Raw genomic sequence first — 10,948 nt, forward strand, 5'->3', positions numbered from 1 at the left:
CTTCTTGTGATTTCCCACATATCTTTTTCAGCCGAAAAATACTCTTTTCGCTCTCCTATTTTTATTGTTTTTTCTATGAGTTGCCAATCTATCAAAGCTCTAAGGTTCATATTTGCACTTCCCTGTGAAACGGAAAGCGTATCTATAATTTCCTGTGCGCTAAGAGGTTCGGCAGAAACAAGTAAAAGGGCATGAATCTGTGCCATTGTTCGGCTAATTCCCCAACTTGTTCCCAAAACGCCCCACGCTTGAATAAACTTTGCCTTTGCGTCGTCTAATTTCATTATATTATTTTTAATTGTATTGTTCTGATTGATTATAAAAGTACGAAATTTCAATCTGACTTGAAAGTATATATAAAACCTTATGATTAACAAAAAATATACATTTTAGTTGCTGACTTTGTATTCTTACTTTTGATTGGTAAATGAATACTTTATCTTTGTGTTTGTTTCATAATATTTCTATTCATCAACTTTTTTTTAGATGAAAATTTACCGTAAGGTTTCAGAATTTCCAGAACTTCAACATACAATTCTAACAAGTGGTACATTCGATGGCGTTCATTTAGGGCATCAAAAGATAATTCAACGTCTTATAGATTTAAAAAAACAAACTCCTAATGCTCAGACTGTTGTTCTGACCTATCATCCTCATCCACGTTTGGTGCTTTTTCCAGAACAAAAAGATTTGAAAATATTGAATACGTTAGAGGAAAAAGCAATGTTATTCGAAGATTTGGGAATAGACCACCTTTGCATAATTCCATTCAACAAGCGTTTTGCTTCTACTTCATCAGAAAATTTTATCAAGAGAATTATTCAGAAAAAATTACAAACTCGCCAATTTGTAATTGGTTATGACCACCGTTTTGGGAAAAATAGAGAAGGAGGCTTTGAATATTTAAAGGAAAACGAAGACAGATTTGGCTTTAAGGTAGAAGAAATTTCAAGACAAGATATAGACGACAATGCTATCAGCAGTACCAGAATTAGAAAAGCTCTTTTTGCTGGCGATATAGAAACGGCTAACGAGCTTTTGGGTTACGAATTTTCAATTACTGGAAAAGTTGTCAAAGGAAAACAAATTGGCAGAACAATAGGCTATCCAACGGCTAACTTAAAGCTAGACTACAAACACAAACTCATTCCAAAACAAGGAATTTATGCCGTTCGTGTCTATTACAAGTATGAATATTATGGAGGAATGCTCAGTATTGGCGTTCGTCCGACGATAGGAAAAAATCTAAAACAGACGATTGAGGTCAATATTTTTGATTTTGATAAAGATATTTATGACAAAAATATCACATTGCAGTTTGTAAAATACTTACGTCCCGAAGAAAAGTATAATTCCTTAGAAGAGCTAAAAGCCCAGCTTGCCAAAGATAAAGAAATGAGTGAGGAAGTTTTGAAGGTTTGATTAAGCAAAATAAAATCATAGGTAATTTGTTATCATAACGTAATCTAAATTGGTAGATTTATGGGAGTTGAAGTATATATAAGATTAGCTAGTGATGAAGATGATAAACAAAGTATAGCTCCTTTTTTAGGACGTGATTTTTGGTGGGAAATAACAAGGGGATACATTTGGGAGAATAAACAACCATTTCTTACCGAAGAAGAGACTTCTTTACTGGAAGCCTCTCGCTATGACGATTTTAAAGATGATTTAGGAAAGAAAGTACGTCCTAAAGATTTAGCATTGGTTATAGAGAAAGTTAAAAAATACCTAAAAGAAAACGAAGATTCATTACCATTTGAAATAGATTTAGATTATAAAAAAATGGATAAAGAAGGGTTAGATACTGACATAATAATAAATGAAAGTCGGTGTTGGCTACGAGGAGACTCTCTATATCACGAAATATCTGATAAAATAAATGTTGTAAATTATCCTACTGAAAAGAACGACGTTGATATGTGGATAAGCATCTCTGATAAAGTAGAGATTGAAAATCGCCTGTATTATCTTAAAAAGACTTCAATGTTTGATAAACATTCTCCTAAATTAGATGAGATACTACATTTTTGTAGATTGGCAGAGCAACGTAGTGAAATGATTTATTGGCTATTCGACCATTAGTAAAAATGAAAAACCCAATCAGAAGGAACAGAAACATTGGCACTTCAAAACAAGGGCATGGGAAGGATAATGTCAAAGATGGATTATCCAATACCATCCTCCAGCAAGCAAAACTACCCAAAATACTATTCCAACTAATATATTTTTTATTTTTTGGTATTTCAAACGACTAAAAGAAACTCTTCCAAAGAAAAAAAGCCAACGCAGACACGCCCCTATAAGATTAAAAAACACTTGGGAAAAAGCTGCTATGGCTTCTTCAAATACATCTTCTATATTTTCAAAATTCAAGTAAGGACAAAGCAAGCCTTGCCCTTACATTATCAAAAACTATTTTTTACATTTTCTTTTCCACCAAATCCAACATAAAGGCATACTCTAAAGCTGTTTCTTTTATAGCCTCAAAACGCCCAGATGCTCCACCGTGTCCAGCGTCCATATTAGTTTTGAAATAAAGTTTGTTATTGTCTGTTTTGAGTTCACGAAGTTTTGCTACCCATTTAGCAGGCTCCCAATATTGCACTTGCGAATCGTGCAGACCAGTCGTAACAAGTATATTCGGATAGTTTTGTGCGACTACATTGTCATACGGCGAATAGCTCATCATATAATCGTAGTACTCTTTATTTTTAGGATTTCCCCATTCATCAAATTCGTTGGTAGTAAGTGGAATAGATTCGTCTAGCATCGTCGTAACTACATCAACAAATGGAACGGCTGCCAAAACTCCTTTATATAAATCTGGTCGCATATTCATAACTGCTCCTACTAAAAGTCCTCCAGCACTTCCACCGATGGCAAAAGTTGTTTCTGGACTTCCAAAACCTTCTTGTTGTAAAAATTCTGTACAAGCAACAAAATCTTCAAAGGTATTTTTCTTTTTGAGAAGTTTTCCATCTTCATACCACTGTCTGCCCATTTCCTGTCCACCACGAATATGAACGATAGAATACACAAAACCACGCTCCAAAAGACTCAACCTTGAAACACTAAAATAAGCATCCATAGATGCGCCATACGAGCCATAACCATAGACTACTAATGGGTTTTTACCATCTTTTTGTGTTCCTTTTTTATAAACTAAAGAAATTGGAATTTTCGTTCCGTCTTTTGCTGTGGCATAAATTCGTTCTGAAACATAATCAGAAGGCTCATAACCTCCCACCACTTCTTGCTGCTTTTTGAGTTCTTTCTCCTTACTTTCCATATCATAATCAAAAACAGAATTTGGCGTTGTGAGGGAAGTATAGCCAAAACGCAATGTTTTTGTATCAAACTCTACATTTTGAGTCGTGTAAGCCATATAAGCAGGGTCATCAAATTCCATGTAGTGTTCAGAATTATCTTTTTGATTCATTACACGAAGCTGTAAAAGTCCTTCATTACGCTCACTCAAGACCATAAAATCTTTAAACATATCAATATCTTCCAACAAAACGTCTTTTCTATGTGGAATCACTTCTTCCCATTTAGATTTGTCGTTCTGCTGACCTACTTTTACTTTCATCAGACGAAAATTTTGAGCCTCCCAGTTGGTAACTATATAAAAATAATCGTCTTTGTGTTCGATGCTATATTCGTGCTTTGGTTCTCTTTTCAAAAACACAGTTGGTTTTGAGCTTGGCTTGTCAGCATCTATCAAATGAACTTCTGTATTGAGCGTACTGCTCAAATAAATCATAACATATTTTTTGGATTTTGATTTGCCAATGTATGTATAATATGATTCATCTTTTTCTTCATAAATCAGTTGGTCAGTTTCTGGATTTGTTCCAAGCGTATGACTCCATACTTGATGTGAACGCAATGTTTCTGGATCTTTCTTTACGTAGAAAAGTGTTTTATTGTCATTTGCCCAAACCAGTGAAGGCTCTACATTTCGGATAGTTTCAGCCAAAATTTCTCCAGTAGCAAGGTTTTTAAAACGAACAGTATATTGTCTTCTTCCAGTAGTATCTTCTGCAAAAGCGAGCATATTCTCACCTGTGCTGACACTGATACGAGCCGAATAAAAATCGTTTCCTTCAGCACGCTCATTTCCATTTAAAAGAACCTCTTCATCAGCTTCTAAAGATTCTTTCTTTCGTGCATAAATAGGATATTCTTTACCCTCTTCGTAACGAGTGTAATACCAATAATTTTGATATTTGTAAGGCACAGAAGCATCATCTTCTTTAATTCTACCACGTATTTCTTTATAGATTTTTTCTTGAAGCTCGTCAGTATGCGCCAATGATTTGGTTACATAGTCGTTTTCTGCTTCCAAATAAGCCAGCATTTTCGGATTGGTACGACTATCATCACGCAGCCAATAATAATTATCGATACGTGTTTGTCCGTGTTGTTCTAATTTTTGAGGAACTTTTTGAGCCATTGGAGGCGTAAGTGTGTCTGTCATAGTCTGATTTGAAGTATCTTCTAAATTGTTTTGAGAACTGTTTTTATCTCCACAACTAAAAAAGAGTGAAGAAGCAAAGACAATTCCCAAAGTAGATTTGAGAAATGTATGTTTTAAAAAACGTGTTTGCATGTTGTTTAAATGAGATTTAATTATCCTTTGGAAAATCAAGATACTGCAAATTAGTGTTTTTCTATTCCTCTTCAAAGAGTGTTTGTACTTCTATCTCAAAACCATTTAAAACCTTAGAGTGTACCTTGCCTTTTTTCTTAGCTTCTGAAAAGAGCTTGTACTTACCATTTTCATTCAAAACCTCTACTTTTACTTCTCGTTTTTTAGGAAAAATCTGCCAATATTCCGTTACGCCTTCATTCTGATAGGTTTTGTGTTTCATTTCACGTTCTTTTTTGGTGTTAGAAGGCGACCAAATCTCCACTACCAAATCTGGTTCTTCTGCTACTTTTTTGTTTTCATCTATGATATGATAACGACTGACAGCAATAAAAATAATATCTGGTTGGAGAACGTTATTTTCGTCAAAATGTACATCAATAGGAGCAGTAACTATTTTTCCAGTCTTGTTAGCCTTGCAAAAAACATGCATTGCAGATGAAAGTTCCATAGAAAGAGCTTGATGATTGAAATTTGGAGAAGGCATAATAAATAATTGATTTTGGATAATTTGTACACTCACTTTTAAATCTTGAGGAAAATAGGTTTCTAAGTCGCTGACTTTCCATTGGTAGTTTTTTGGAAATAAAGCTGCATATTCTTCTATCTCTTTAAAAGAATAGCCCGACTTTTGGGGAAGTGGTGCAGGAAGTTTTTGTGTACTTCCATTTTGATTATCTTCTTTTGCTTCTACTTTTTGAAAATCTATTTGTAGGGCTTCCAAGAGTGGAAGGAGTAGTTTTTCTTGTTCTTTGGTCAGCTCAAACTGGTAATTATTCATTTTTCTTTATTTTTAATCGGCTGATTAATTTCTATACTTTCTTTGAATAAAGATAGGGAAAATATATAATTTTCTACCTTTGGAAATATTTTACAACCAATTATATTTTTATGAAAATACTTGCAGGTTTTTGGGCTTTTTTGTCTCTTAGTATCGCATTTTTTGGATTTTATACAATTTTTAATCAAGAAGATATTACTCTTGAGCAAACTAAATTCTATGAAGGGTTAGTAGTCGAAATCAATAAACGTAGGGGAGAAACCAAATACACATTTGAAAAAGACTCTATTAATATTTATAAGACAAGTTCAATTACAAACTCTAACTTATATACATCTGAAGTAGATGCATTTGAAGCAGGACAAAATTACAGTGTTCATTATGTAGATTATGATGACGAAAAAGATAAAGTACCATACAGAAAAGAAATTGTAACTCTTTCAAAAGATGGAAAAGAGATTATGTCTCTTGAGGAATATAACTCTTCATATCACACAGATGCTATGTGGGGAGGGGGCTTAGGAATTTTTTTCTCTATATCTGGACTATTCTTTCTCCTTATGATTTTCTACGTGGAAAAATATGTTGAGTGGAGACGTAAAAAAATATTTAAGAAACTTGAACAATTATCTAATTATGAAGATAGTGCAATTATCATCAAAAATTATGAAGTAAAAATAGAACACGAATTAAGAATTGTACCAGCAAAAACTGGTAGTTATGAACGGATGGTTATTTTTATTCCTGTACCAAATGATATTAGTGTAGAAACTCAAGGAAAAATTATATCAAAGTTCGAAACGAAGGTTATAGAAGGCACAAGGTATGTAATACATTTCTATATGATAAGTTGGGGATTGACACTTTCTAAATTTGAAAAATGGATAAATAAAAATGTTGATGAGCTAAATAATTTCATACAGAAAAAATAGAATAAAAAAAGCAACATTTCTAGTCAGAGCTAAGAATGTTGCTTCATTAAAAGTTAATTGTCTGACACTTTGAAGTGTCTTGACAATTTAGGACAAAATCTACTTATACAAAATTTCAAAACCAGCCTCTACTACTTTATCTAGTCCAGACAAATCTTTTCCTCCTGCCGTAGCAAAGAAAGGCTGTCCACCTCCCCCACCTTTGATATTTTTGGCAAGTTCTTTTACAATTTTTCCAGCATTCAAGCCTCGTTCTTCTACCAAATCTTGAGAAATGGTAACAGCAATTTGTGGTTTGCCTTCAATATCAGCAGCCAAGACAGCAAAAAGATTTTCTACCTCATTTTTGAGTTCGAAGCTAAGATTTTTTAGCGCATCAGACGATGGAATAGAAATTTTTTGAATCAAGATATTTATTCCATTTTCATTTTTCACTTCATTCAAAAGATTTTTTTTGATATTTCTAGCTTCTTTTTCTTGAAATTCTTGAATCTGTTTTTGAAGAATTGCATTTTGCTCTACCAAAGAATTTACATCGTCTTTGAGGTTTTTATTTCCTTTTACCAACGAACGAATTTCCTTAACGAGTTTGTTTTGTTCTTGAATCCAGTTATAGGCTTTCTCTCCTGTCAGAGCTTCTACACGACGCACTCCAGAAGCTACCGAACTTTCAGAAATAATCTTGAAGAAACCTATTTTGCCCGTTGCAGGAACGTGAGTACCTCCACAGAGCTCCACCGAATAATCTTTATCAAACATTACCACACGCACCGAATCGCCATACTTTTCACCAAAAAGTGCCATAGCTCCCATATCCTTCGCTTGGTCTATCGGAACGTTACGCATTTCTTGTAGCTTAATATTTTCTCTAACTTTCTGATTGACGATATTCTCTACTTTTTCAATTTCTTCTTCTGTCATTTTAGAAAAATGAGAAAAATCGAAACGCAAAATATCTTCTGAAACAAGTGAGCCTCTCTGCTGAACGTGTGTTCCCAAAACATCCCTTAAAGCTGCATGTAAAAGGTGCGTAGCTGAGTGATTGTTTTCTGTCGAACGTCTTAATTTTTCGGTTACGATAGCCTTATAATTTGCCTTAAAGTCAGAAGGTAATTTCTTTGTGATATGCACAATCAAATCATTTTCTTTCTGTGTGTCGACGATGCTAATTTTCTCTTCTGTTTCTAAGTTTTGGATATAACCTCTATCGCCTACCTGTCCACCACTTTCTGCATAAAAAGGCGTTTGGTCAAGCACGATTTGATACAATGTTTTGCCTTTTTTACTAATTTCTCTCCACTTTACAATTTTTGCCTTTGCTTCTAGCGTATCATATCCTAAGAAATCAACATTTACACTTTCGTCTTCTTGGATTTCGTGCCAATCTGATTTTTCAGATGCAGCATCTTGTTGTGAGCGTTTTCTTTGCTCATTTAATGCCTTTTCAAAGCCTTTTTTATCGATAGTCATTCCTGCTTCTCTTGCCATTAGTTCTGTAAGGTCATCAGGAAAACCAAAAGTATCATATAATTCAAAGACATCTTTTCCTTGAATCATTGTATTTGACGTTCTGTTTTTTACTTCTTCAAAACGCTTAATTCCATTTTCTAAAGTGCGTAAAAATGAGTTTTCTTCTTCTTTTACTACTCTTGCTACAAAATCTTTCTGAGCATCTAGTTCTGGGAATGTATCGTCAAACTGTTCTGCCAAAACAGGCACTAAGTTGAATAAAAATGGTTCTTTTAGGTTCAAATACGTATAACCATAACGCACAGCACGACGCAAAATACGACGCACTACATAACCTTGTTTGTTGTTTGATGGAAGCTGTCCGTCTGCAATCACAAAGGCAATCGCACGAATATGGTCAGCAATAACACGGATGGCAATGTCTGTTTTTTCTTCTACTCCATAACGGATTCCACTCAATGCTTCAACTGTTTGGATAAGAGGAGCAAAAACATCAGTATCGTAGTTAGATTGCTTACCCTCAATGGCACGCACCAAACGCTCAAAACCCATTCCTGTATCTACATGCTGCGAAGGAAGTTTTACAAGAGATTTGTCTGCTTTGCGCTCAAACTCCATAAAGACATTGTTCCAAATTTCGATAACTTGTGGATGGTCTGCATTAACTAATGTTTTTCCATCTACTTCTTGGCGTTCTGCATCGGTACGTAAGTCAATATGAATTTCAGAGCAAGGTCCACAAGGACCGACATCGCCCATTTCCCAAAAATTATCTTTTTTATTTCCGTACAAAATACGGTCGTCTCCACCCAAAATTTCTTTCCAAACCTCAAAAGAATCTTTATCCATTCCCAAACCATCTTCCTTATCTCCTTCAAAAACAGTTACATACAGACGTTCTTTGGGTAACTTATAAACTTCTGTCAGTAGTTCCCACGCCCAAGGAAGAGCTTCTTTTTTAAAATAATCGCCAAACGACCAGTTTCCAAGCATCTCAAAAAATGTATGGTGGTAGGTATCAATACCTACATCATCCAAATCATTGTGCTTTCCAGAGACACGCAGACATTTTTGAGTATCAGCAATTCGCTTAGAAGGAGGGTTTCCATTGCCTAAGAAAAAATCTTTAAACTGTGCCATTCCAGAATTGATAAACATAAGCGTAGTATCGCCTTTAGGAACGAGTGGCGCAGAATCGACAATTAAATGCTGTTTTTCTTGAAAAAAGTTGAGAAAGATTTGGCGTACTTCTTTAGCTGTCATGGTGAAGAAAACTATTTGTTTATACTTATTAATCAAGCAAAGTTTATTATTCTTGCTTAGATTCCGATGTGTTACAAAATTTTAAAGGGCAAAGATAAAAAGAATTAGAACAATAAAATCATCTTTGAAAAGTTGATGATAAATATTTTCTTAAAGTTTTATGATAAAAAATAACTTAATATACATATTCATCTATTCCATAGCCTATCAATAATCTGTTTTGCATCTTCTAATTTTTAGATATTGAAGCCTATAGTCAAATGGGTTTGAACCTAATATTTTTACTTTGTTCTTGGAGTTTATGCAAGCTAGAATCATCATCTTAAAAATAAAACTCTTATAAAAAGCAATTACAGGATGTGTAATTGCTTTTTTGTTGAAAGTAAAATCTAAAAACTCACTACTTCAATATAATCTCCTACTTCTAGTTGATGTACAATGTCCATTCCACTGATTACCTTCCCAAAAATGGTATAACGTCCGTCTAGGTGTGGTGTAGGAGAATGTGTAATAAAAAACTGACAGCTTTCCGTATCTTTTCCAGCCGAAGCCATTCCCAAATAGCCCTCATCGTCATAATAGAACGTAGAAAATTCTGAACGAATCGTATAATCTACACTTCCCCAGCCATCACCTCGTGGGTCTCCTCCCTGTACAACAAAATTTGGAACAACTCTGTGAAATTTTTTCTTATTGAAAAAACTTGTCCCTGATAAAGTTACAAAATTAGCCACTGTTGCTGGTGCTTCTTCTGTAAAAAGAGAAACTACCACATCACCTTTATTAGTTTTAAGAATAATAGAATGCCTTGCATCTAATGTACTGATAAGTTTCCAGTCTATTTCTTGGGTTGGTGGAGATGGAGGAACTTCGACAGATTTTCCTGTGTAAAAAGCTATCGTCCTGCTAATTTCTTGATAGGTTTCTACTTCTTTGGGAAGCTCTAATTTTTTTCTAGCTTCTTGTAACAACTTTACTAAAGAATTGACATTGTAACTATACATTTTTTTTATTTCTTCGTTCATCAGTCCATTGGCAGCAAGAGCCATTGCGCCTACATCTTCCGAACCAATTGCAAACTCAAGCCCTTTCTTAATTTGTTCTTTTTGTTTGGTAGAAAGTTTTTGAGAAAGATAGTTCATAAGTGCTTCTGTCGCAGATGTTCTCAATAAATGATTTTGTGTAGTTTGCAGTGTATCTAAAATCAAATCTAAGTTTTGTGTATTTTCTGAAAGTGCTTGAAGAATAGCCATCTTTTCATAGACATTTTTAGAGGAGTCTAAAATAATAGTTGCTTTTTGAGAGGCTAAATTTTCTTTTTTTTCTGTTTTGATAGCACCAGCCAAAAGATTGGCACGAGTTCGAAAATTTCTTGTTAGTTCTGCCCATTCCAAATAAAGTTTTGAATCTGTCAGACGAGCTATATTTTTCAACACTTGTGAGGCTACAGTTTGAAGATTCGGATTGTCAGCATTTATATAATTCCCAATGGTCTTTTGTATCTTTGGAGAAGGTTCAAACTTTCCTAAAGCACGAATTGCTGAAATTTTGACTAAATAATTTTCATCTTTTTTATTTAAAATATTGATTAAAAACTCTTCACTTTCCTTTGTCTTGATTGAACTCAACGCTAGAGCTGCATTCGAACGAACAAACAACTGCGAATCGTTATCAGCTTTTATTTTTAAGGTCTCAAAAAACTTATTTCTCAAACGTATCTGTACTGAATCTTCTTCTTTTTGAGAAATCACTTGCTCTCCAACTCGTGCAAAATATGCCGAAGCCATCAAACGAACTGTATAATGTTGCTTCGGAGGAGTCAAAAAATCCAGCATAAGCAGTGTGGCA

The 10,948-nt window shown here is 34.3% G+C and carries 9 protein-coding genes; 3 read left to right on the forward strand and 6 right to left on the reverse strand.

Annotated features, from left to right (window positions below; all coding sequences use genetic code 11):
* Positions 1-284: GbsR/MarR family transcriptional regulator (locus QZ659_RS19035; protein ID WP_366935878.1), on the reverse strand; the 284-nt coding region annotated here is incomplete at its 3' end.
* Between the two features lie 202 nt (positions 285-486).
* Here QZ659_RS19035 and QZ659_RS19040 point away from each other — a divergent pair.
* Together QZ659_RS19040 and QZ659_RS19045 are read left to right on the forward strand one after the other, a co-directional pair.
* Entirely contained in the window at positions 487-1,422 is a 936-nt protein-coding gene (locus tag QZ659_RS19040) for a bifunctional riboflavin kinase/FAD synthetase (RefSeq protein WP_291728393.1), read from the forward strand.
* A 60-nt stretch (positions 1,423-1,482) separates the two neighbouring features.
* Positions 1,483-2,085, forward strand: coding sequence for a hypothetical protein (locus QZ659_RS19045; protein ID WP_291728395.1), 603 nt, complete (start codon positions 1,483-1,485; stop codon positions 2,083-2,085).
* Positions 2,086-2,157: 72 nt separating this feature from the next.
* On the opposite strand, the gene QZ659_RS19050 is transcribed toward QZ659_RS19045, so the two are convergent.
* The 3 genes from QZ659_RS19050 to QZ659_RS19060 form a co-directional block, all read right to left on the reverse strand.
* Positions 2,158-2,376, reverse strand: coding sequence for a hypothetical protein (locus QZ659_RS19050; protein ID WP_291728397.1), 219 nt, complete (start codon positions 2,374-2,376; stop codon positions 2,158-2,160).
* Between the two features lie 46 nt (positions 2,377-2,422).
* On the reverse strand, positions 2,423-4,615 hold the full coding sequence (locus QZ659_RS19055; RefSeq protein WP_291728399.1) for a S9 family peptidase: 2,193 nt from the start codon (positions 4,613-4,615) through the stop codon (positions 2,423-2,425).
* Positions 4,616-4,676: 61 nt separating this feature from the next.
* Complete coding sequence (locus tag QZ659_RS19060) at positions 4,677-5,435, reverse strand: Uma2 family endonuclease (protein ID WP_291728401.1); 759 nt, start codon at positions 5,433-5,435, stop codon at positions 4,677-4,679.
* 110 nt (positions 5,436-5,545) lie between these two features.
* Here QZ659_RS19060 and QZ659_RS19065 point away from each other — a divergent pair, with 110 nt between their 5' ends.
* Positions 5,546-6,367: a hypothetical protein gene (locus QZ659_RS19065; protein ID WP_291728403.1), complete on the forward strand. Its 822-nt coding sequence runs from the start codon at positions 5,546-5,548 to the stop codon at positions 6,365-6,367.
* Positions 6,368-6,466: 99 nt separating this feature from the next.
* Here QZ659_RS19065 and alaS read toward each other — a convergent pair whose 3' ends face one another.
* Together alaS and QZ659_RS19075 are read right to left on the reverse strand one after the other, a co-directional pair.
* Positions 6,467-9,100, reverse strand: a complete 2,634-nt coding sequence (gene alaS, locus QZ659_RS19070) for an alanine--tRNA ligase (protein ID WP_291728405.1) — start codon at positions 9,098-9,100, stop codon at positions 6,467-6,469.
* A gap of 389 nt (positions 9,101-9,489) precedes the next feature.
* Positions 9,490-10,948 (reverse strand): peptidylprolyl isomerase (locus QZ659_RS19075; RefSeq protein WP_291728408.1); only part of this gene is annotated, 1,459 nt, incomplete at its 5' end.

This window comes from Bernardetia sp., from assembly GCF_020630935.1.
Classification (GTDB): Bacteria; Bacteroidota; Bacteroidia; order Cytophagales; family Bernardetiaceae; genus Bernardetia.

Coding starts and splice junctions, on each gene's coding strand:
- QZ659_RS19040 (WP_291728393.1), top strand. CDS start 487: ATGAAAATTTACCGTAAGGTTTCAGAATTTCCAGAACTTCAACATACA.
- QZ659_RS19045 (WP_291728395.1), top strand. CDS start 1,483: ATGGGAGTTGAAGTATATATAAGATTAGCTAGTGATGAAGATGATAAA.
- QZ659_RS19055 (WP_291728399.1), bottom strand. CDS start 4,615: ATGCAAACACGTTTTTTAAAACATACATTTCTCAAATCTACTTTGGGA.
- QZ659_RS19060 (WP_291728401.1), bottom strand. CDS start 5,435: ATGAATAATTACCAGTTTGAGCTGACCAAAGAACAAGAAAAACTACTC.
- QZ659_RS19065 (WP_291728403.1), top strand. CDS start 5,546: ATGAAAATACTTGCAGGTTTTTGGGCTTTTTTGTCTCTTAGTATCGCA.
- alaS (WP_291728405.1), bottom strand. CDS start 9,100: ATGACAGCTAAAGAAGTACGCCAAATCTTTCTCAACTTTTTTCAAGAA.